At 38.0% G+C, this 21,679-nt stretch carries 18 protein-coding genes and 1 pseudogene; 8 read left to right on the forward strand and 11 right to left on the reverse strand.

The window, feature by feature from the left end; all coding sequences use genetic code 11:
* Positions 1–87 precede the first annotated feature (87 nt).
* Both RFH42_RS00005 and RFH42_RS00010 read left to right on the forward strand, forming a co-directional pair.
* The gene (locus RFH42_RS00005) at positions 88–348 is read left to right on the forward strand and encodes a GNAT family N-acetyltransferase (protein ID WP_374990800.1); all 261 of its coding nucleotides are present in this window, start codon (positions 88–90) and stop codon (positions 346–348) included.
* A 140-nt stretch (positions 349–488) separates the two neighbouring features.
* Positions 489–1,223 (forward strand): nucleotidyltransferase domain-containing protein, encoded by a 735-nt coding sequence (locus tag RFH42_RS00010; protein ID WP_308973494.1) that lies wholly within the window; start codon positions 489–491, stop codon positions 1,221–1,223.
* 105 nt (positions 1,224–1,328) lie between these two features.
* Here RFH42_RS00010 and RFH42_RS00015 read toward each other — a convergent pair.
* Both RFH42_RS00015 and RFH42_RS00020 read right to left on the reverse strand, forming a co-directional pair.
* Positions 1,329–3,188 (reverse strand): annotated as a pseudogene (locus RFH42_RS00015) (ExeM/NucH family extracellular endonuclease); the annotation flags it as partial.
* Positions 3,189–3,504: 316 nt separating this feature from the next.
* The gene (locus RFH42_RS00020; RefSeq protein ID WP_308973495.1) at positions 3,505–3,711 is read right to left on the reverse strand and encodes a hypothetical protein; all 207 of its coding nucleotides are present in this window, start codon (positions 3,709–3,711) and stop codon (positions 3,505–3,507) included.
* A 255-nt stretch (positions 3,712–3,966) separates the two neighbouring features.
* On the opposite strand from RFH42_RS00020, the gene trmB reads away from it, so the two are divergent.
* A complete protein-coding gene (gene trmB / locus RFH42_RS00025) occupies positions 3,967–4,683 on the forward strand; it encodes a tRNA (guanosine(46)-N7)-methyltransferase TrmB (RefSeq protein WP_308973496.1) in 717 nt (238 codons plus the stop codon).
* 138 nt (positions 4,684–4,821) lie between these two features.
* Here the strand turns inward: trmB and RFH42_RS00030 are convergent, their stop codons facing one another.
* From RFH42_RS00030 to RFH42_RS00045, 4 genes are all read right to left on the reverse strand, one after another.
* Positions 4,822–5,604: a Rossmann-like and DUF2520 domain-containing protein gene (locus RFH42_RS00030; RefSeq protein WP_308973497.1), complete on the reverse strand. Its 783-nt coding sequence runs from the start codon at positions 5,602–5,604 to the stop codon at positions 4,822–4,824.
* 35 nt (positions 5,605–5,639) lie between these two features.
* Positions 5,640–6,650: a lysozyme inhibitor LprI family protein gene (locus tag RFH42_RS00035; RefSeq protein WP_308973498.1), complete on the reverse strand. Its 1,011-nt coding sequence runs from the start codon at positions 6,648–6,650 to the stop codon at positions 5,640–5,642.
* Between the two features lie 214 nt (positions 6,651–6,864).
* Entirely contained in the window at positions 6,865–8,109 is a 1,245-nt protein-coding gene (locus RFH42_RS00040) for a dihydroorotase (protein WP_308973499.1), read from the reverse strand.
* 9 nt (positions 8,110–8,118) lie between these two features.
* Complete coding sequence (locus RFH42_RS00045; RefSeq protein ID WP_308973500.1) at positions 8,119–9,135, reverse strand: aspartate carbamoyltransferase catalytic subunit; 1,017 nt, start codon at positions 9,133–9,135, stop codon at positions 8,119–8,121.
* Between the two features lie 203 nt (positions 9,136–9,338).
* On the opposite strand from RFH42_RS00045, the gene RFH42_RS00050 reads away from it, so the two are divergent.
* Positions 9,339–10,784: a cryptochrome/photolyase family protein gene (locus tag RFH42_RS00050; RefSeq protein ID WP_308973501.1), complete on the forward strand. Its 1,446-nt coding sequence runs from the start codon at positions 9,339–9,341 to the stop codon at positions 10,782–10,784.
* Positions 10,785–10,930: 146 nt separating this feature from the next.
* Positions 10,931–13,135, forward strand: coding sequence for a bifunctional 23S rRNA (guanine(2069)-N(7))-methyltransferase RlmK/23S rRNA (guanine(2445)-N(2))-methyltransferase RlmL (gene rlmKL, locus RFH42_RS00055; RefSeq protein ID WP_308973502.1), 2,205 nt, complete (start codon positions 10,931–10,933; stop codon positions 13,133–13,135).
* 64 nt (positions 13,136–13,199) lie between these two features.
* Here rlmKL and RFH42_RS00060 read toward each other — a convergent pair whose 3' ends face one another.
* The 3 genes from RFH42_RS00060 to RFH42_RS00070 form a co-directional block, all read right to left on the reverse strand.
* A complete protein-coding gene (locus RFH42_RS00060) occupies positions 13,200–13,661 on the reverse strand; it encodes a hypothetical protein (RefSeq protein ID WP_308973503.1) in 462 nt (153 codons plus the stop codon).
* 154 nt (positions 13,662–13,815) lie between these two features.
* The gene (gene clpB, locus RFH42_RS00065) at positions 13,816–16,395 is read right to left on the reverse strand and encodes an ATP-dependent chaperone ClpB (protein WP_308973504.1); all 2,580 of its coding nucleotides are present in this window, start codon (positions 16,393–16,395) and stop codon (positions 13,816–13,818) included.
* A gap of 294 nt (positions 16,396–16,689) precedes the next feature.
* Positions 16,690–17,121: an OsmC family protein gene (locus RFH42_RS00070; protein ID WP_308973505.1), complete on the reverse strand. Its 432-nt coding sequence runs from the start codon at positions 17,119–17,121 to the stop codon at positions 16,690–16,692.
* A 151-nt stretch (positions 17,122–17,272) separates the two neighbouring features.
* Here RFH42_RS00070 and crp point away from each other — a divergent pair, with 151 nt between their 5' ends.
* Positions 17,273–17,977, forward strand: a complete 705-nt coding sequence (gene crp, locus RFH42_RS00075; RefSeq protein ID WP_308973506.1) for a cAMP-activated global transcriptional regulator CRP — start codon at positions 17,273–17,275, stop codon at positions 17,975–17,977.
* A 120-nt stretch (positions 17,978–18,097) separates the two neighbouring features.
* Here crp and tsaD read toward each other — a convergent pair whose 3' ends face one another.
* Complete coding sequence (tsaD, locus tag RFH42_RS00080) at positions 18,098–19,114, reverse strand: tRNA (adenosine(37)-N6)-threonylcarbamoyltransferase complex transferase subunit TsaD (RefSeq protein ID WP_308973507.1); 1,017 nt, start codon at positions 19,112–19,114, stop codon at positions 18,098–18,100.
* Between the two features lie 144 nt (positions 19,115–19,258).
* Between tsaD and rpsU the strand changes: the two genes are divergently transcribed.
* Entirely contained in the window at positions 19,259–19,474 is a 216-nt protein-coding gene (rpsU, locus tag RFH42_RS00085) for a 30S ribosomal protein S21 (RefSeq protein ID WP_001136722.1), read from the forward strand.
* Positions 19,475–19,505: 31 nt separating this feature from the next.
* Positions 19,506–19,952: a GatB/YqeY domain-containing protein gene (locus RFH42_RS00090; protein ID WP_016656868.1), complete on the forward strand. Its 447-nt coding sequence runs from the start codon at positions 19,506–19,508 to the stop codon at positions 19,950–19,952.
* A 3-nt stretch (positions 19,953–19,955) separates the two neighbouring features.
* On the opposite strand, the gene RFH42_RS00095 is transcribed toward RFH42_RS00090, so the two are convergent.
* Entirely contained in the window at positions 19,956–21,398 is a 1,443-nt protein-coding gene (locus RFH42_RS00095; RefSeq protein WP_374990796.1) for a M48 family metalloprotease, read from the reverse strand.
* Positions 21,399–21,679 lie beyond the last annotated feature (281 nt).

A 21,679-nucleotide genomic window follows, 5' to 3' on the forward strand; every position in this document is an offset into this window, starting at 1 on the left:
CAACCTTGGTTGAATTATATGGCGGTGATGATTATTTAGATGAAGAACTAATTTCAACCATATAATGCAAATAGCCAAAATAAAATTATTGCGGCCAGTATTGGTTTTAAAAAACCTTGGAATCAAGGCATAGAATACTACATTGATGAATTTTTTATTCACCCTGATTATCAAGGTTTAAAAGTAGGTTCAAGACTGATGCAATATATTGAAAAAAAATGTCAAAATGAACAACTTAATGCCATTATTTTAAATACTGAACGAGGGTATCCATCGGAGCTATTTTATAAAAATAATCAATTTACTGAACATGAGGGCTTGATCATAATGTCAAAATCAATTGAATAGATCAGAAACAATTAATACCTTTTATAACATTATTCCAGATTAGTTAAACATCAAAAATTTACCCTTATGTATTTTCAATTTTTCAAAAGCTACAACATGTAATATAGTTAGACTTAATTTATTGTCGCTGATGAATATATTTGAAAAATACAATAATTCAAAACACCTTTAAACCCGTGCTTGAAGATGTTATTCAAGCATGTGTACTCACATATCATCAAGATGTGCATAGTATTTATGTTTATGGGAGCGTAGCTAAAGGAACAGCTAAAATTGGCTACTCCGACTTAGATATTTGTATTTTATTTAAAGTAGTAAAAACTGAACAAGAACAACAACTAATTGAAATACAGCAAAAAATATTAAAAAAATACGCTTTCCTACCCAAAATTGATTTCGATATAGGTTATGTTGATGAAGTATTACTTGAAAAGAATGAACTCTATTGGGGAGCATGGATCAAGTTTTTCTGTGTCAATATATACGGGAAAGATTTATCTTCAAATTTTACACAAGTTGTAATAAGCCCTAAAGTCATACAATTAATAAATTCTGGTTATGAAAAAGAAATTTCACAATATCTGCTCACTCTAAAACATAATAAAAAAGATAAAATAGAGTTACTGAATATTAAAAAATCATTAATTAAAAGAATGATTCGCTTATTACCATTAACACTAAATCAGCTAGATATAACAACATGGCCCCTTAGTATTGAGGAAACAATAAAACAAGCCATTCAAGCACACCCAGAGCAAAAAAATGATATTCTTTATTTAAATGAACAATTAAATAGTAACAATATGGCAGATTCCATTTTAATAAAGAATTTAACCGATATTTATATATGGATTGTAGAGCATATTATTGAATAAACACTTCTCTATATTATAAATTCAGTATTAAAAAAAGATGGTCATGTTATAACGATCAAAAGTTTGATGAGCTTAATGTCATTTCACTAAGCTCATCTCGGCTTATTAATTACGTCGGCGCCAAACTGCCAATCCAAGTAGAGTTGCCAATCCGAGTAATGATGTTAACCCCATACTACCACCACCACTTTTTTCTGACTCTACCTCTTGAATTGGTTTTGCTGGATTAAAATCAAAATCTACAATAACAGGGTCATGATCTGATGATCGATAAGCATCAGCTTGATAGAAAGCTTCTATTTGCTCCTCACTCTTATAATCATGCTCATAACTTAATGCTGTCGGCTCATCTGCATTAATCGCCCATGTAAATGCTCTCTTCACAAAAGGGTAAAGGTTTTCATCGCTAATTGCATGGTCAAGATTACCTGCTCCACCATATCCCTCAGCATCAGATGAAACACCAAAAACATAACTATATGCTGTCTGACCTTGACCAATTTTTTGATCATTTAATAAGACCTTATAGTTGGCCTTTTCAAAGGCCAATATTGGATCTTCTTTCGCATAACTATTCATATCACCTAAGATCAGAAAATTAGGTTTGTCTACTTGAGTTGGATTTTTAGCTATCCATTGAATTTGCTGTTGTACTGCTTTTAAACGTGTTGGATTCCAACAACTTTGGCCATCTCGTTGATCTTGATCTATGCCTTCCGCCCCTTTACATCCCTTAGACTTTAAGTGATTTGGCATTACAGTAAAGATCTTTCCACCATTTATTGCTTGAAAACTTTGTGCCATAGTTACGCGATTTTTTTCTGATTGATCATCAAAAATTGCCGTTGTTCCCACAGGTTTTACCCGTTTAACATTATAAATAATCGCAACTTTAATGACATCAGAACCTAAATGTTCCACATTATTGGGCACAATATAACGCCAATCTACACCTAGGCTACGTGTTAAATATGCAACTGCACTTTTATCATCATAGCCATTATTTGCAATTTCCATCAAAGCATAAACATCTGCATCGATACTTTTCATTGCACTCATAATTTTGGCATGTTGCTTATCAAACTCAGCTTGGCTTTTTGCACCGCGCTCTGTTGGAAAACCATTACGGCCATTGTCATAATTCAATACATTAAAGGCAGCAACACGTAATTGTTGATCATTTTTTGCAGCTATTGCGGGTCGTGGATTATGAGTACTTAATATCTCAGGCGTTTTACCTGTAATAGGTTGAATCCGCCATGCGTCGTAACGATACTCTAAGATCCCTTCAACATTTTTAAGTTCATAACCTGTTCTTAATGTATTTTTCGCACTAAAATTTGTTGGTAACCAAGGTGTTTTATTTTGCTTACTAAACCCATCATCTAAAATTATTTTAGATAATAAATTTTGTTTCGCTAAATTGGTGGCTTCTGTAGATTTAGCTGGAAATAAATTCGTTGGAATATATAGGCGATTTAAGCTTAACGAAAGCTCTCCAAAGCGAGCATAATTGTAGTTTTCACTCACAGTTAAGGTTTGTGGTAATTTAACCAGCATTCCCTGATAACGTCTTGGTACATGACCTGTCTCGGCATCTAAACTTGTAAAAGGTAAATTTAAATCGAGTGGTTTAACCCAACTTTCTACTGCCTGATTACAAGAAATTGGATCTTGTGTAAGGTTATCAAGCTGTAATTGGTTTTTGTATAAACTTAATCGGCCATTTAATATAACCTCATCACCAGCTTTTCCACCCTTAAAGTTACTGTTATTAGGTATATAAACAAATATCGCATTACTTAAATTTGTTTTTGCTTTGTTGTCTGGTGTCTGTAAATAAAATCCCGAGAAACCATCTTTATAACGATAATCCGCTGTTACCACCCCACGGACAGTATAACGTTGCCCTTGTTGTGAGGTTTGTAAATCAGCAATGCTGGTATCTCGACTACTACAACTTAGCGGCGCATTCTCAGCAGCTCTTGCTTGCCCCATCTGATTCGTCGTTTTAACATCTACACTTTGAGCAAACATCTGCTGAGCTTGACTCGAAAAAGAAGCACCCAGCATGATAAAACTTAATGCTAATTGATGTAATTTTAATGCTTTCATAATTTTAAACTAAATTGTTTGATGTCAAATTAACATAATTCTATAAAATGACATGGCCATGAAGTATTTATGACAATCTATTTCACATCCCCCTATCATCAATCTCATTCAGCTTTAAAAACTACAAATTAATCTCTAAGACAAATCAGAGATCATCAGCATGAGGCTATTGTCTTTTTTGTATATCTTCAGCAATTCGTCTATTTCTTTCTATATCTCTTAAACCAGCTTCAGCATTTTTTTGGGCTTCCCACCTTTTCCATTCCTCAACATTATTGTTTTTTACCACAGAGTCTTGATAATAACCCGTTGGCTCAGATAGTGCACAAGCGCTTAAAACCCCAAACGAAATAAAAATAAATAGGTTTTTCATATATTGCTTACTCCCAATGGGCAAATCATCTACATATATTTGTTAAAAATGATCTAAATGCTCAAAATTCAACTTTTTTCTTTGATCATTCTAATATAGGTACAAAATCTTTTATTTGGTTCGTTACATTTTTATTAAAATTGCCCCTCGCCCTAAACAATATTGTTTTATGCCGCATTAGATAAATCTGACAGGGTTTGACTTCGTTCCGTAAAGAATTAAAATAGCGCTTTTAAAAATATATAGCTCCTCGATATGTCAAATGATCACCTAGAAGCGCAGCCAGTAGAATTGGAACATTTGCCTGAACAACGTGAAATTGTAACGTTCATGCGTCGATCTTCTCCGCTCAACACTTCTCAGCGATCTGCGCTTGAACAATACGCCCACCTTATTTTGCAATATCCAGTAGCAGATGTGCGTCAACATTTCCCTCACCCAGAACGCCCTTTAACAGTCGAAATTGGTTTTGGTATGGGACGTTCCTTGGTACTGATGGCTAAGGCCAATCCTGAACGTAACTTTGTTGGCATTGAAGTGCATATTCCAGGTATTGCACAGTGTGTCTATGAAGCAGGTATGGCTGAATTAGACAACCTACGTGTATTAGATGCCGATGCAATTCAAGTACTTAAAGAGATGCCGGACAATAGCATTAATTGTGTACAACTCTACTTCCCAGATCCATGGCAGAAAAAACGTCACTTCAAACGCCGTTTTGTAATCGATGAGCGTATGCAATTGGTTGAACAAAAACTTGAACTTGGTGGTACTTTCCACGCTGCAACCGATTGGGAACCTTATGCCGAATGGATGCTTGATGTACTCGACAACCGTCCTGCACTAGAAAACCTAGCAGGTAAAGGCAATAGCTATCCTCGTCCAGACTGGCGTCCACAAACAAAATTTGAACGTCGTGGTTTAGAGGAAGGCCATAAAATTAATGACTTTATCTTTAAGAAGATTAAGTAATTCGAATTATTATTCACATTTTTCATGTTCAAAATCTTATTTCACCCTGCATGTAGTCAGGGTGAAATAGTGATTCATTCGCGTTTGACTAACTTTATTTTAATCATTTTTCTGCACGTTCAATTCAATATCATCTAATCAGTCATCACCATGATGACGACGTATAATCGCTTGACTCATTAACTGATATATTATGGCCAAATCAGGGCGTTGGGCTTGATCTAGTAGCTGTTGATGTAAAGATAAAATATTGTCATCCTGACGAACAGCTGGCCCTGTCTGCATTTGTTGTGGTGAATGCTGTGTTGCTTTAGTTGCTGTCTCCAACATCAACGGATACAGCAATTGAAAATCAACTTGGGCACTGTCTAATAGTTGGGCAGCAGCATCATAGCAGTAGTTGGTAAAATTGCAGGCAAAGACTGCTGCCAAATGCAAGCTTAAACGTTGCTTAGAATCATAACAATACACACGAGCACTCAAAGCAGCAGCAAGAATTTTTAAAAGCGCTAAGTCATTTTGATGAGCAGCTTCCAATAATAGTGGGGTTGTCGACCAATCTACTTCACGTTCTAAACTAAAGCTCTGTAAAGGATAAAATACACCAACACGTGTCAACAAAGAGCCAAACACATCAATGGAAGTACTCCCCGATGTGTGTATGACCAGTACATGTTGCATATGTACGGGTAAAGCCTGTACGACAGATTGAATGGCTTGATCACTTACAGCAATAAAAAGCACATCAATCGTATTATCTAGATCGTCTAGATGACTAATGGCCTTAGCCTCAGCAATTTGGGCAACACGTTCAGCATTTTCCAAGGTAGGACTCATAACCTGTACAATCTGATGTTGATTGCACAATCCTCGTGCCAAGTGGCTTGCCACTCGGCCTGCACCAATAATACTAATTTTCATGTCTTACTCTAAAATGAATATTACAAATTATTCAATTAATTGAGTAACTCTTCACGGCGTTCGATGGTCTTTTCAATAAAACACTTATCATACTGCATTGCTTGATTCTGCTTACGCATGTCAGCAGTCCAATAATCTGCTTGCTTTTGATAAGTTTCTTTTTCGTGATCCCTCAAATCGTAAACATCTCGTTGTGATATCACTTTACATTCCACATCACGTTTTTCGAACCATTCTTTCTGCTCTTGTTTAAGCGCTTGGCGTATATCTACACTCAAGCTTTCCCACGTTTCATTTAAGAACTCAACTTGACTGGCTTTTTCAACGCTTAACTCTTTTTGACGAATATTCATCGCAGCTTGAGCCAATGCTTGTTGTTTATTATGCTCAGCATCATTTTCTTTTTCAGAATCACGGATAGTTTTGTTTTCTTTGGCATATGAGGCAAATTGTACAGCCTTCATAACCATGAAACTTAAACCATTAAGTACTTCATTTTGTGAATCCATATGCAAACGATAACCATCTTTATCTGTTTTAGTGAGTTCATATTTAAGTGGGCCACTCAATTTATTCTCAGACATATGTACAGAAGCTCCGCCAGCTTCTAAATAGTCTTGTAAAGTCTGATTCTCCTCACATTCCTCACAGTCTTTATTATGTTCGGCAAAAGCATTTGTTGCCCGTTGTTGTAATCCCTTTGGTAAATTAATCACCAATTGTGCTTCACAACTTAATTTTGTTGCATCTTTCGCTTCAGTGGTTACTGTACGAATTTCAGTAACATTAAACTTTAAATTCTGATTGATTGTTCGAAGGAGTTGTTGATCCGCTTCATAATAATGACTTTCACGTAAATCACGATCAACCTGTTTTACATATTGTTCATTTAATTGCTTCTGTAGGCTTGTGATATTTTCAGGGCTAGTACAGCTCCATGCTGTTGCCACTTCTTCAGTTTTGTCTTTTTTATTTTTAAAATAATCACAACCAGAAAGTAACATCCCTGAACTAATCAATAATACAGCTGCTGCTTTATTTTTCATCTCTTACTATCACTAGATCCAATTTTGCTTTATTTAAGCAAATTTAACCTTAATAATCGAGAATATTTGTCTAAATAATAACGCTATTTTCAGTATTTACCTCAAAATTCAGTATAAAAAATCACCCGATATAAATACAAACTATCCGTATTTATATCGAGTGATTATAAATCTCTATCATTAATAGATTAGAGATATAGACTAAAAATCTATTTTAGGCTTTATTATCCACAAAGACTGCGATGACTTTACCCTGCAGTTCTTGGTGAATTAATGGAGTATTCTTACCATGGGACAAAATCGAATTTTTATCCAAAGTCCACTTCATTTCTGGATCAACCAATACCCAACCCGCTTCTTTTTCCCAACGCTGTTGCATATTCGCCACACGTGCTGCGGATAAACTAACTTTTTCAACCCATTGTAATGGCGTCAATAAACCTTCACGTACTAACTGAACACCTAACGCAACATAGCTATCAAATGCACTAATACCAGGTTCAGTTTCTGCAAATGGCGCCAACTTCGCTGAGGCACTTAATGGTTCATGATGCGTACAGATTGCATCAATTACACCAGATTGAACTGCTTCACGTAAAACTTGTTTATCTTGTTCAGAGCGTAATGGTGGACGTACATGAGCAAGAGAGTTAAAACCATCAATTAATGTGTCAGTTAAATGCAGCTGATGCATCGCCACATCACAGGTCACAGCTAAACCCTTCGCTTTTGCAGCTTCAATTAAAGCAACCGAAGCACCACAAGACAATAAACCAAAGTGTGCACTTACACCAGTTGCTTCAACCATCAACAAATATTTGGCAATTGCGATAGTTTCTGCCAACGGCGATATCATTGGTAAACCCTGACGTGAAGCAATGAAACCTTCGTGTACACAGCCATCAGTCGCAATTTGTGCTTCTTCTGCATAGAACACGACAGTCAAGCCCAAACCTGCTGCATATTCTAAGGTACGCAGTACCACATCATCATTTTCAAAAGCAGCATTGGCATTAGAGACCGCACCACATCCGCCTTTTTTAAGTCCCGCCATATTTGATGGCTGCTTACCATTTAGGCCTTGTGTTTGTGCACCAATGACTTGTAAATAAATGCCCCCATCTAACCATGCTTTTTCCACTAAACCATGTACCAAAGCACCGTTATCTTGTACGATCGGTTTGGAATCTGGCGGTGTAAAAACGTGCAAAATACCATTTTCACGCGCAGCACGCCCTTCCGAAACTAAAGTACCATGTTGTTGCTGACCTGGTTCACGTAAACGCGCACAAAGATCTACCATGGTTGGCATTAACCATTTACCTTGACCATCAATCTCTGTACTAATTTCAGTTGTAGCTTCAACAACACAACCGTTTTGCAGATAAATATCTTGGACTTGATCGCGTTGTAATACAGGGTCCAATACACGAACATTGCTAATTTTTACTGTAGACATGACGATCCTTTATACACTAATAGCTTCAATAAGACCTTTTTCTTGCAATTGGCCTTGCATTGACAATGCCAATACTGCCATACGTACAGCAATACCATTGGTCACCTGATGTAAAATCACCGATTGAGGGCCATCGGCAATACTTGAATCAATTTCCACACCACGGTTCATTGGACCTGGATGCATCACAATACACTCAGGTTTAGCAAGAGCTAAACGTGCTTGGTTAAGGCCAAACAGTTTATAAAATTCAGACTGTGAAGACAGTGCTGGTGAATTTATACGTTCATTTTGAATACGTAAGGTAATAATTACATCACAGTCACGAATGCCCTGCTCCATATTATTAAATAAGCGAACACCTTCACCATATTCACTAAAACCAAAAGGAAGCAATGTATTTGGCGCAATAACACGTATGTCTGTACAGCCCAAAGTCTGTAATGCAGCGACATCAGAACGTGCCACACGTGAATGTTTAATATCACCAATAATTGCAACACTAAGTTGCTCAAATGGTTTTTTAGTTTCACGGCGAATAGTCAACATATCCAACATTGCTTGAGTTGGATGCGCATGACGCCCATCGCCTGCATTAATAATCGCAATATTGGGGCACACGGTTTCAGCAATGAAATGTGCAGCACCAGATGATGAATGTCGTACAACAAAAATATCGGCTGCCATTGCTTCAAGATTCCACAATGTATCACGCAAAGTTTCACCTTTTGATGTACTTGAACGTGCAATATCAATGTTAAGTACGTTAGCTGACAAACGTTTTGCTGCAGCTTCAAAAGTAGTACGTGTACGTGTAGAGTTCTCAAAGAACAAATTCATCACGGTGTGGCCTTGTAAAATAGGCGTAGTCACCAGTTGATTTTGATCATTAATAAAGGAATGGGCGGTATCTAGAATTTTTGTCAGGGTCTGTTTGGAAAGCCCTTCGATGGTCAAAAAATGTTTCAACTGACCATATTGATTGAGTTGAATCTGACTCGGAGTATGCAATGCAGCCACGTGCATGAGAGATTCCTGATCTGTTAAGTTGAACTATTATACAGAGATTCACTTCAAATGCTCGCTTATGTTTTAGCCAGTTATGCAATACCTAGCTAGAATGCATAATGCTTGAACATTCTTGATACATTACAATAAATCAAAATAATTACGACCATAATATTTCATGTTAGTTTAAACAAGATGCCTGATTTAAAGCTATTTTCATTATGCCGCCTTTGCAACTTATTTGGTTTAGACAAGACTTACGTATACATGATCATGCTGCTCTTTGGCATGCTCGCCAAGCGGGTCCATGTATTGCCTTAGTCATACTTAGTCCTGCTCAGTGGCAACTGCATAATGACGCTACAATTAAAATCGATTTTTATTTAAGACAACTTAAGGCACTTCAGCAACAATTGCTCTTACTTAATATTCCTTTAATTATTGAACATATTGACTATTGGCATAATGTTTCCCCATCCTTACTTATATGGCTCAATAAACTCAATATTCAGAATGTACATGCAAATATAGAATATGGTGACAATGAACATCATCGCGATCAATTCATCTCTGAGCATCTTGCCCAGCACAAAAAAACACTCTTTCTCTATCATGATCGCAGCATATTTCAGGTAGGAAGTATATTAAGTAAATCTCAACAGCCCTATAAAGTTTTTGGTGCATTTAAAAAGACTGTCTACGAGCAACTGAATATTTGCTTGCCACAATGTTTCCCTAGCGTTGATTCACAACATCAACTTCAACTCAATTGCACCCTGCCTAATAAGATTCCCACTCTAACTGAACTCGGTTTTAACGATATTGCTCCAGAACAACAAGCGTTATGGCCGATTACTGAAGGCTATGCATGGAAAAAACTAGATGATTTTATTCAGCATGATGTTTTAGATTACGATCAAACTCGTGATTTTCCAGCCGCCCAAGGCAGCAGTCAATTATCCCCCTATTTAAATATTGGTATCCTCTCTGTTCGACAATGCTTACATGCTTTGTTTTCATCTAGTCATGGTCAATTTCATCTACGCCATCATGGTCAGCAAATTTGGTTAGACGAACTGCTTTGGCGTGAGTTTTATCAACATATATTATTCCACTATCCCCAAATTTCTAAAGGTAAAAGCTTCAAGCCTGAACTACAACAGCTAAAATGGCGTGAGGCTGAATCAGAGTTAATCGCTTGGCAACATGGACACACAGGTATCCCTATTGTTGATGCAGGCATGCGTCAATTATTGGCCACAGGCTGGATGCATAATCGAGTTCGTATGATTAGCGCCATGTTTTTAAGTAAAAATCTACTCATCGATTGGCGTTTAGGTGAACAGTGGTTTATGCAGCATTTAATTGATGGTGATTTAGCAGCCAATAACGGCGGCTGGCAATGGTGTGCATCTACTGGTGTTGATGCCGTACCATATTTTCGGATTTTTAACCCAATGACTCAGTCACAACGTTTTGACCCCCATGGTCATTATATTCGTCAATGGTTGCCTGAATTAAAGCATTTAGATAACAAAACAATCCATATGCCCTACCAGTATCAACCCAATATTCAATTAAATTATCCGAAACCTATTGTTGATTTAAAACAAAGTCGTTTACGCGCCATTGAACATTTTAGACTGCACGTAAATCAAATAAACTGACTTATTGATGACATGCAATTCTGCAACAATATACTGTCTGGCTTGTCTGAAAAACAAGCTAAGCCACCTTGCATAAAATGTTGCACAAGTTTTCCCCTTAAAAATACGTTAAAATAACTGATTGCTCAGCAGCTTTGGAAATTTACATGAACTCAAAACCGCGTTTATCAACCTATTGGGTGACCTGTGCGGATGGATTAGAAAACCTACTCCAAGAAGAAATACATGATTTAGGGGTCAGTGAGGTTGAGCGTTTTCCAGGGCGCTTAGTATTTAAAGGTACGCTTGAACATGCCTATAAAATCTGCATGTGGTCACGTTTAGCTTCACGTGTATTGATGCCAATTCACAGTGTAGAAATTGAACGTACTCATGACGCACGTGATGTCGCAGAAGAGCTTTATGAAGCCGCTATTGCTTTTGATTGGTCATTGATTTTTTCTGCCCAAAGTACTTTTGCCATTCGTTTGCATACTGAACGTGAAATTAAAGTGAACACCCAGTTTGCAACCTTACGTGCCAAAGATGGTGTAGTTGATGCATTTATGGATGCTGTAGGACGCCGCCCAAGTATTGATACTAAAGCTCCAGAAATTACACTCTTTGTCCAAGCGGGTAAAACTGAACACCATTTCTGTCTTGATCTGTCTGGTGATTCTTTACATAAGCGTGGATATCGTCGTTATATGACGGATGCGCCAATTAAAGAAAACTTAGCTGCTGCAATCTTGATGCGTATAGGCCTCGCTAAAAAACGTCCTGATATTTTTGTTGACCCAATGTGTGGTTCTGGTACGTTCATCATTGAAGCTTTAATGATCTTAACTGATCGTGCACCTGGTCTAGTTCGTCGCTTTGGTTTTAATGGTTGGCAAGGTCATGATCATGAACTTTGGATGAATATTAAAGCTGATGCTGCTACACGTCACCAACATGCACTAGAACAAACACTACCTGCTTTTTATGCTTTCGATGCAGACTGGGAAGCAATTAAAGCAACCAAACAAAATATTATTGCTGCTGGTTTTGAATCGGTACTCGATCATATTAAAATCGAAGAGCGTACTTTAGCCGATTGGCCTGATTTTCATACTGAAAATAAAACAGCGGTATTGGTAACAAACCCACCATATGGTGAGCGTTTAGGTGAAAAAGCATCTAACCGTGCACTTTACCAAGGTTTATCTGCACGTCTACAACAATATTTCCCAAATCAAACCGTTGCTATTATTGCTGCTCAAGTTGAACAGGCGGATGTTTTGGCATTGCATGATCCTCAAACCATGCGCTTGATGAATGGTAAACTGCCTATTTATATTCGCTCTGGTGTGGTTAAAGCAGCAACTGTCGTAAAACCATGGTTAGAAACTTGGCAACCACAAAGCTTTGAGGCAATTGAAGGTGCTGAAGACTTTGCCAACCGCCTACAAAAAAATCTACAAAGCTTAAAAAAATGGGTCGTTAAAGATCAAGTACATTGTTTACGTGTATACGATGCAGATCTACCCGACTTTAATTTGGCAGTTGATATCTATGGTGATCGCTTGCATGTACAAGAATATGCACCACCGAAAAAGATTGATCCAGAAAAAGCCAAAAAGCGTTTTAATTTAGCGCTTGCTGCTATTCGTGCAGTAACGGGGCTAAATCGTGATGTCATCTTTATTAAAACTCGTGCTCGTCAAGAAGGTAAAAACCAGTACAGCAAACAATCTACAGCTTCGAAACGTTTTATTGTACAAGAAGGTCAAGCAAAGATTTTAGTGAACTTAACGGATTATCTAGATACTGGATTATTCTTAGACCACCGTCAAATGCGTTTACGCATTGCTAAAGAAGCAAAAGGTAAGCACTTCTTAAATCTTTACAGTTATACCTCTACCGCAAGCTTACATGCTGCCTTAGGTGGTGCTGCGAGTACAACCAGTGTTGACTTGTCCAATACTTATCTGAACTGGTCTAAAGAAAACTTTGTGCTCAATGGTCTAACTGTTGATCATGCTGATGAGCAACACCAGTTTTTTGCCAGTGATTGTTTTGAGTGGCTTAAAGAAGGTCATGAACAATATGATCTTATCTTTATCGACCCACCAACATTCTCAAATTCGAAAAAGTTTTATGGAACTTTTGATGTGCAACGTGACCATAACTCTCTGTTAAAACGAGCCATGAACCGTTTAAGTTCAGGTGGAACGCTCTACTTCTCAAACAACTATCGTGGTTTTGAGTTAGATGAGGAAGTTCAAGCCATGTTTGAAACAGTTGAAATTACCCACGAAACCATTGGTCCTGACTTTAAGCGTAATCAAAAAATCCACCGCGCTTGGAAAATCACACATTATGGTGTGTAAACCATCATAAAAACCACAACCTGAAAGTTTAGGCTTTCAGGTTTTTTTATGTATTTAAAATGCCTTAATGTTGTATGCTCGACTGTTTCGCCTCTGGGTTCACCCAAATCGTTACTTTTTCAGGCGTATCAATCACCACTGTATTGCCATGATGACTTAAACCTATTTCAACTATTTTAAATTTTTGAGGTGGATCGACAATTTTAGTCACGGTTTCAATGGGTTTTAATTGTTTCTGTTGCTGATGTTGGTCATAAACAGTTTGCTCAATAAGCCAGATATTATGTTGATCAGAATAAACTTGACTTAAATCTTGAGTAGTAACAGGAGAAGCCGTCTGAGAGAGTGATAGCACATTAGAAATAGCTTGCTCAGTAACCCAAGATGTACCTTTCAGCTCAGCATCTTGTAGGTGAAAAAAAGAGACTGGCTCAGCCATTGCTGCTGGCTGATAACAACAACCAATAAGAACTAAGATCCCCCACTGCTTGCAAATATTGTTGTTTTGACGAATTAATCTGTTCATATAAGCTATCCATTTCTTACGTTCCTACAATGAACCTAGCAACTCCTATCCCATATTACAATTATGTCATTCAATTTTCAGACCAATGGAGATAGGCAAAAAAAATATCGGCTATAAAGCCGATATTTTGTGTATACAGAATAAAATGTTCAGATTAACTCAACTTTGTTTTCACAAATTGAAGTTGACCATGATCAGCAGTCACCTCAATGCGATCACCAGGTTGGAACTCACCAGCCAAGATTTTTTGTGCTAATGGGTTCTCCACTTGCTGTTGAATTGCACGTTTCAATGGTCTTGCACCAAAAATTGGGTCATAACCTGCATCTATTAACAAATCAAATGCGTTATCTTCCACATTAAATCGTAAATCACGCTCTTCTAAACGCGAACGTAGACGATTTAATTGAATGTCGGCAATACCGCGGATCTGTTCTTTTTTCAATGCATGGAAAACAACAAGTTCGTCAATACGATTAATAAATTCTGGACGGAAATGCTCACCAACAGCAGCCATCACCACTGCACGAATAGCCTCATCACTTGCACCATCACCTAATTCACGTACATCTTGTGAACCTAGGTTAGATGTCATAACAATGACTGTATTTTTAAAGTCAATCGTACGCCCTTGTGAATCAGTCAAACGCCCATCATCTAGAACTTGCAGCAAGATATTAAACACATCTGGATGTGCTTTTTCCACCTCATCGAACAACACCACACTATACGGTTTACGACGTACAGCCTCAGTTAAAATACCACCTTCCTCATATCCAACATACCCTGGAGGTGCACCCACCAAGCGACTCACCGAATGTTTTTCCATGAACTCACTCATATCAATTCGGATCATGGCATCATCACTGTCAAACATAAAGTTTGCCAAAGCCTTGGTCAACTCAGTTTTACCTACACCTGTTGGTCCTAAGAACAAGAACGAACCACTTGGACGATTAGGATCTGATAAGCCTGCTCTTGAACGACGAATTGCATTCGATACCGCAACTACAGCTTCATCTTGACCAACCACGCGTTGATGTAAAAATGATTCCATTTCAAGCAACTTTTCACGTTCGCCTTGAAGCATTTTTGCAACAGGAATACCAGTTGCTGCACTCACGACTTCAGCAATTTCATTATCAGTTACTTTAGTACGAATCAACTTAGGCTCTTCAGCCTCATCTACTTTTTCAACATGCTCTAAACGTTTTTGCAACTCAGGAATGACGCCATACTGTAAGCGACTTGCTTCTGCCCAGTCACCGTCACGCTGTGCCTTCTCTTGCGCAATACGTGCTTGATCTAGCTCAATTTGAACCTTACTTGTGCCTTCAACTAAAGTTTTTTCAGCACGCCATACTTCCTCAAGGTCGTTATACTCTTTTTGCACTTCTGCAATTTGCTGTTCTAGATGACTAACTTCGACTTTACTCACCGAATCCTCATCTTTTTTCACAGCCTCTAACTGCATTTTCAACTGAATCAAACGACGGTCGAGACGATCAAGTGGTTCAGGTTTAGAGTCAATTTCCATTTTGATACGTGATGCAGCTTCATCGATCAAATCGATGGCTTTATCGGGCAATTGGCGATCAGTAATATAACGGTGTGACATTTTTGCTGCAGCAATAATTGCTGAGTCTAAGATCTGTACACCATGATGCGTTGCATACTTCTCTTTTAAACCACGTAAAATTGCAATGGTATCTTCAACACTTGGCTCATCAACCAATACTTTTTGGAAACGACGCTCTAAGGCAGCATCTTTTTCAATATATTGGCGGTACTCATCCAAGGTAGTGGCACCAACACAACGAAGTTCACCACGTGCTAATGCAGGTTTAAGCATATTACCTGCATCCATAGCCCCATCACCTTTACCAGCACCCACTAGCGTATGTAATTCATCTATAAATAAGATGACACTACCTTCCTGCTTTGCCAAATCTGTCAAAACAGCTTTGAGACGTTCTTCAAACTCACCACGGTATTTTGCACCAGCCAGTAATGCACCTAAATCTAAAGATAAAACTCGTTTATCTTTTAAACTATCAGGTACTTCACCATTTACAATTCGTTGAGCTAGACCTTCAACAATAGCTGTTTTACCAACACCAGGTTCCCCAATTAATACAGGGTTATTCTTTGTTCTACGCGACAAAACCTGAATAGTACGACGGATTTCTTCATCACGACCAATAACAGGATCTAATTTACCCATCAAGGCACGTTCATTTAAATCAATCGTATATTTATTCAGAGAGTCACGTTGATCTTCATGATTGTTACTCATTACTTTGTCATTTCCTCTAATTTTATCGATCACTTGACGTAAAGTTTCAACATTTAAACCAGCATCACTCATTAATTTTTTAGTGGCGCCAGTTTGTAACAATCCCAATAACACCCAATCTGTTGATAAAAATTCGTCTCCTGCTTTTACCGCAAAACTATCTGCTAGATTTAATGCTTTTACCGCATCAGGGCTTAAATTAATATCGCCTGTTACTTGACCCAAAGTTGCTGCCTGATTTAATGCCTGCTCAAGCCCACTTTGTAATTCTGGTAAACGCGCACCAGCTTGCTGTAACAAACTTAAATTTGAAGGCTCTTTTAATAAAGCAGATAGAATATGGATACCTTCAATCGCTGCATGATCTTTGGACATTGCAAGTGATTGAGCATCTGACAGAGCTTGTTGTAAGCGATTAGTAAATTTTTCAAAACGCATTATTGTTATTCCTCGCAAGAAATTTTTTGATTGATTTATAAATGGGTATGGTTAGATAAATTTCAAACGTTTTTTTAAAAAAAATAGAGATATTTCAGTTTATTAACGATATATATCAAAAAATATAAATCGGCATAAATATGGTGGTGATTTTATTGCTTTTCAAGTCAAATATGTAAAGTTTATTTTAGAGTTTATCAATCAAAAAAGAATACATCCAACGCTTTGAATCAGGCCCTTATCATGCGATTCAAATACCCCAGTGAAGCAATAGCTTCACTGGGACTTAACAGATTATACGCCTGCATCTGCTTCGATAATTTCAAAATCGTGGCTAATTTCAACCCCACCAGCTGACAACATTTTGCTCGCGGAACAATATTTTTCAGCAGATAATTCAATTGCTTTGGCAACTTGCTTTTCTTTGACATTGCGGCCAGTAACAACAAAATGTAAATGAATTTTGGTGAACACAGCAGGAACTGCATCAGCTCGATCAGCTTTAAGCTGACAAACAACATCCGTCACATCCTGTTTGGATTTCTTTAAAATAGTTACAATATCGAAAGATGCACAACCACCAAGTCCCATTAAAATTAGCTCCATAGGACGCGGTCCCAGATTTTGACCGCCATAAGCAGCAGAACCATCCATAACCACTCGGTGTCCGCTTTCAGAATTTGCCTCAAAAGCAACATTCTCTAACCAATGTACACTTGTTTGCATTGCAACCACCTAAAAAAATCTATAAATTGACGGGGTAGCGGTAACACTAGCATAAAATGGGTTGAGAAGGAATTTCACCTCGTTGCTTCTGCTTTATGAGCTCATTCTAGGTCTATAGATCTATTTACTATCCAGTTTGGAATTTATAAGCATGGCTTCCAATTTATCATATCTAAGTACTGATGCCTTATCTCCAGGTCAACTCCCGGAATCCGTAAAGGCATTACTCAAACGCGCCCAAATCAATCGTTTTCCGAAACGAATGACTATTATTGATGAGGGTAGTGAATCAAAATCACTCTATTTGATTTTAAAAGGTTCAGTTTCAATCATATTACGCGAAGATGATGATCGAGAAATTGTCGTCGCATACCTAAATCCTGGTGACTTCTTTGGTGAAATGGGCTTGTTTGAAGCAAATCCACAACGTACTGCCGAAGTTAGAACTCGTGATACATGTGAAATCGCAGAAATCAGCTATGAAAACTTCCATGAATTAAGTCGAACTTATCCCGACTTAAGTTATGCTGTTTTTGCACAGTTAGTTAGACGTTTGAAAAACACCACCCGTAAAGTAACAGACCTTGCATTTATTGATGTTTCTGGTCGTATTGCACGTTGTTTAATTGATTTATGTGCTCAACCAGAAGCGATGATCCTTCCAAATGGTCGTCAAATCCGTATTACTCGTCAAGAAATTGGCCGTATTGTTGGATGTTCACGTGAAATGGTCGGACGCGTTTTAAAAACCCTTGAAGAGCAAGGTATGATCGAAACTGATGGTAAAGCTATTTTAATATTTGATAGCTCGCTTGAAGAATCGGCACAAGATGACAATGCTACTGATGTTGAATAATCAATAACATATAAAAAATGCAAATCTTATGATTTGCATCTCTTCCCACTAAAATAGTTAATCGCTCAGTGTTCATCTCTCCCATAAGCAAAAACACTGAGCTTTTTCAATCCTATTTTCCTAATCTTCTGTTGGTCGTGTTAATTCTGTCATTGGCCAGCGTGGTGTCGTAGATACAGATAAACCATCCTTTTGCCCAGCTTTTAAACGTTGATAACCTGCAAAAGCAATCATTGCACCATTATCGGTACAAAGTGCAGGCTCTGCATAATAGACCTCTGCTCGAATTTTCTTTAAATCCTGCTCTAGTCGTTCACGCAAACGTTTGTTTGCACTTACCCCACCAGCAATAACCAACTGTTTGAGCCCAGTTTGTTTTAAAGCTTTTACAGATTTTTTAACAAGAGTATCGACCAGAGCTTCTTGGAATGAGGCAGCAATATCAGCATCACGTCCCAATGCTTCTGGCTTTTTCAGTTGTACTGAGACTGCTGTTTTTAACCCACTAAAAGAAAAATCTAAACCTTGGTGTAACATAGGACGAGGAAAATCAAATGCAGTTGCATCACCTTGTTCAGCTAGTTTTGAAATATTCGGCCCACCTGGATACGGCAAAGCAAGCATTTTAGCGACCTTATCAAACGCTTCACCTGCTGCATCATCAATTGATTCACCTAAAATCTCATATTCCCCAATTGCATAAGCAGCCATTAATTGAGTATGTCCACCAGAGACTAATAAGGCAACAAAGGGAAACTGTGGAGGAGTTGCTGATAACAAAGGTGCTAACATATGGCCTTCCATATGGTGAACACCCAATGCGGGTACATCTAGTGCATAGGCCAAAGTTCGACCAAACAATGCACCGGTCATCAATGCCCCCATTAAACCAGGGCCACGAGTATAAGCAACTGCATCAATTTGTTTCTTATCTATTTGACTTTGTTCTAATAATTCATTCAACAATGGAATCATCTTACGAACATGATCGCGTGATGCCAGTTCAGGTACAACACCACCGTATTCCGCATGCAATTTAATTTGACTGTATAACACTTGTCCTCGTAACCCTAACTCACTGTCATACAGGGCCAAACCGGTTTCATCACAAGATGTTTCTAAGCCGAGAACAATCATGTTTTTGCCTATTTCCTATTCCAAATTAATGCGCCGCTTATTATAGACTTGTGATATGAGATGTAAATGAGTAAAATACTGTCCTTCACTTGTGATCTAACACAATTATGTGTTGATCTTATCCATAAACTATGAGGATTCTTCATGCCACAAGTTAAATTGAAAGAAGGCGAACCAGTTGACGTAGCTATCCGTCGTTTCAAACGTTCATGTGAAAAAGCGGGTGTCTTAGCTGACGTTCGTAAACGTGAATTTTATGAGAAACCAACTCAAGAACGTAAACGCAAAAAAGCTGCTGCAGTTAAACGTTACCAAAAGAAATTGGCGCGTGAATCTGTACGTACAACTCGCCTTTACTAATTAATTTGTGATTGACTGCTTGGAATAAATGATGACGACGCTAAAAAACCAGATTACTGATGTACTTAAAACATCCATGCGAGCCAAAGAAATGGCTGTAGTCAAGGTAATTCGTAGTCTGCAAGCAGCCATCAAGCAAATTGAAGTCGATGATCGTATCGAACTTGATGATAATCAAGTCCTTGCGGTCATTGAAAAACAAATCAAACAACGTAAAGAGTCAGTCAAAGCATTTAGTGCTGCAGACCGACAAGACCTCGCTAGTATTGAACAAGCCGAAATTGAGATTATCTCTCAGTTTCTACCAGCAGCTATGACTGAGGAAGAACTTGATTCTTTGATTGAGCAAACAATTACAGCTCAACAAGCTACTAGCATGAAAGATATGGGTAAGGTGATGAATTCTCTACGTCCGATCATAGCCGGACGTGCCGATCCTGCTGAAGTATCAGCAAAAATCAAAGCACGCCTAAGTTAATAGTTAAATCTTTAACTGTCTCTCATACTGCATCGTTTTTAATCGATCATCAATTTTTGCACTCATTGCTTGATTATCTTTACTCAAGCGTTGAGCATGAAGCAGTGACTTAATTGCACTTTCTTCTAAACCAGACCAATATTCAGCCTCTGCACGATAACGCAATACATTAATTGCGCGCATTGGATTTTCCTGATCAATATTGGCTGCTTGCTGCATTAATTTCCACGCAATAATATCATTGTCACTTTTGCGTATAAATGGATTCACCAAACGCTCAGCTGCAGTCGCTTTTCCTTGTCGAATATAAACTTCTGCCAATTTAAAATTCAATGCTCGATTTTCGGGAATAACGCGCTGTCTTGCTAATACCGTTTTTTCAGCCTCATCGAGTTTGTTTTGTCCCAAATAAATATCAGTTTGCAGTAATACAACTAAGTTATGTTGCGCATTGATTAATTTAGCACGATCAACTTGTTGTTGTGCCAGCTTATAATCACCTTGCTTTAAATAAAAACGTGCAAGCGCCAATGTACCAGCAAAATTATTTTGTTTGGCTAATATCTGTAATTGAGTTTCTGCTGCCTGACCACTCATAACAGCGGTATACCATTTAATGACTTCAAATTCACCCAACTGATTACTATAAGGAACTTTTGGCATTTGGTTAGCACGTAAACGTGCCTCACTCATACGCTCAGTTGTCAATGGATGTGTAAGCCAAAAATCAGGTAAAAAGCTTACTCGACTGGTAGCACGGTTCATTGTCTCAAAAAAATCAGCCATCGCTTGTGGGTTATAACCTGCCCCACCCATAAAGTTCATACCAATACGATCTGCTTCTCGCTCTTGATTACGACTATAATTGAGCTGTCGATCCATCAGAGCTGCCTGAGTACCCATCATCACAGCACCACCGACATCACCATCTGATTTTGCAGCCAAAGCAGCACCAGCAATTAATCCTGCCAATGCCAATAAACCTTGCCCTTTAAATGCTTCTTGTGAGCGACTGTAATGGCGCTGCTTAACATGTGCAATCTCATGTGCCATTACTCCTACTATTTCATCCATATTACGAGCAGAAGTCACTAGTCCAGTATTTAAAGCAAAAAGTCCACCAGGTACAGCAAAAGCATTGATCTGTGAATCATTCACCACTACAAGTGCAATGGGTTTCCCCAGCTCTGCTTGGCTCAATAAATTGGAAAATACCAGCATGAATTGATCCTCTAGCCACGGATCACGCAATATTGGCATTTGTCGTTGTACTTGACGAAAAACCTTTTCACCAATCATTTTTTCTTTTTGTTGATCAATTAAACCGACACCCCCACTAATATCTGGAATCTCCAATTGAGGTGCACTATTATTTTGAGTAAAAATTTGAGCTGAATGTGCAGAAGTAGTAAAACACAATGCTATGCTGAGTATAGTTTTCTTCAAGTCATACACTCTAAAACGAACTGTATTCACTATACCATTGAAAATGAAATCAGTTACACAGAAACAATGTTCTATAATGTAATTAATATCAACATATTAGGATTAAGCTGAACGACAATAATGCACCATTCAATCGCATTATGAATATCGTTTTTAGCACTTAGTATCCTCCACCTAAAACAGGAGTAATTCCTACCCTTAGACACTCCTGTCAAAGTGCAAGCATGTTCTTAGTAGCGTTAAATCACCTTAATTTAAACTTCCACAATCCCATACTCGTA

This window comes from Acinetobacter rudis, from assembly GCF_031157835.1.
GTDB lineage: Bacteria > Pseudomonadota > Gammaproteobacteria > Pseudomonadales > Moraxellaceae > Acinetobacter > Acinetobacter rudis_A.

What these genes read in the sequence shown, in the direction of transcription:
- crp (WP_308973506.1), top strand. Translation starts at nt 17,273, where the DNA reads ATGGCTTCCAATTTATCATATCTAAGTACTGATGCCTTATCTCCAGGT.
- RFH42_RS00040 (WP_308973499.1), bottom strand. Translation starts at nt 8,109, where the DNA reads ATGTCTACAGTAAAAATTAGCAATGTTCGTGTATTGGACCCTGTATTA.
- trmB (WP_308973496.1), top strand. Translation starts at nt 3,967, where the DNA reads ATGTCAAATGATCACCTAGAAGCGCAGCCAGTAGAATTGGAACATTTG.
- RFH42_RS00030 (WP_308973497.1), bottom strand. Translation starts at nt 5,604, where the DNA reads ATGAAAATTAGTATTATTGGTGCAGGCCGAGTGGCAAGCCACTTGGCA.
- RFH42_RS00050 (WP_308973501.1), top strand. Translation starts at nt 9,339, where the DNA reads ATGCCGCCTTTGCAACTTATTTGGTTTAGACAAGACTTACGTATACAT.
- RFH42_RS00090 (WP_016656868.1), top strand. Translation starts at nt 19,506, where the DNA reads ATGACGACGCTAAAAAACCAGATTACTGATGTACTTAAAACATCCATG.
- RFH42_RS00045 (WP_308973500.1), bottom strand. Translation starts at nt 9,135, where the DNA reads ATGCACGTGGCTGCATTGCATACTCCGAGTCAGATTCAACTCAATCAA.
- RFH42_RS00035 (WP_308973498.1), bottom strand. Translation starts at nt 6,650, where the DNA reads ATGAAAAATAAAGCAGCAGCTGTATTATTGATTAGTTCAGGGATGTTA.
- clpB (WP_308973504.1), bottom strand. Translation starts at nt 16,395, where the DNA reads ATGCGTTTTGAAAAATTTACTAATCGCTTACAACAAGCTCTGTCAGAT.
- RFH42_RS00020 (WP_308973495.1), bottom strand. Translation starts at nt 3,711, where the DNA reads ATGAAAAACCTATTTATTTTTATTTCGTTTGGGGTTTTAAGCGCTTGT.
- rlmKL (WP_308973502.1), top strand. Translation starts at nt 10,931, where the DNA reads ATGAACTCAAAACCGCGTTTATCAACCTATTGGGTGACCTGTGCGGAT.
- RFH42_RS00070 (WP_308973505.1), bottom strand. Translation starts at nt 17,121, where the DNA reads ATGCAAACAAGTGTACATTGGTTAGAGAATGTTGCTTTTGAGGCAAAT.
- RFH42_RS00060 (WP_308973503.1), bottom strand. Translation starts at nt 13,661, where the DNA reads ATGAACAGATTAATTCGTCAAAACAACAATATTTGCAAGCAGTGGGGG.
- rpsU (WP_001136722.1), top strand. Translation starts at nt 19,259, where the DNA reads ATGCCACAAGTTAAATTGAAAGAAGGCGAACCAGTTGACGTAGCTATC.
- tsaD (WP_308973507.1), bottom strand. Translation starts at nt 19,114, where the DNA reads ATGATTGTTCTCGGCTTAGAAACATCTTGTGATGAAACCGGTTTGGCC.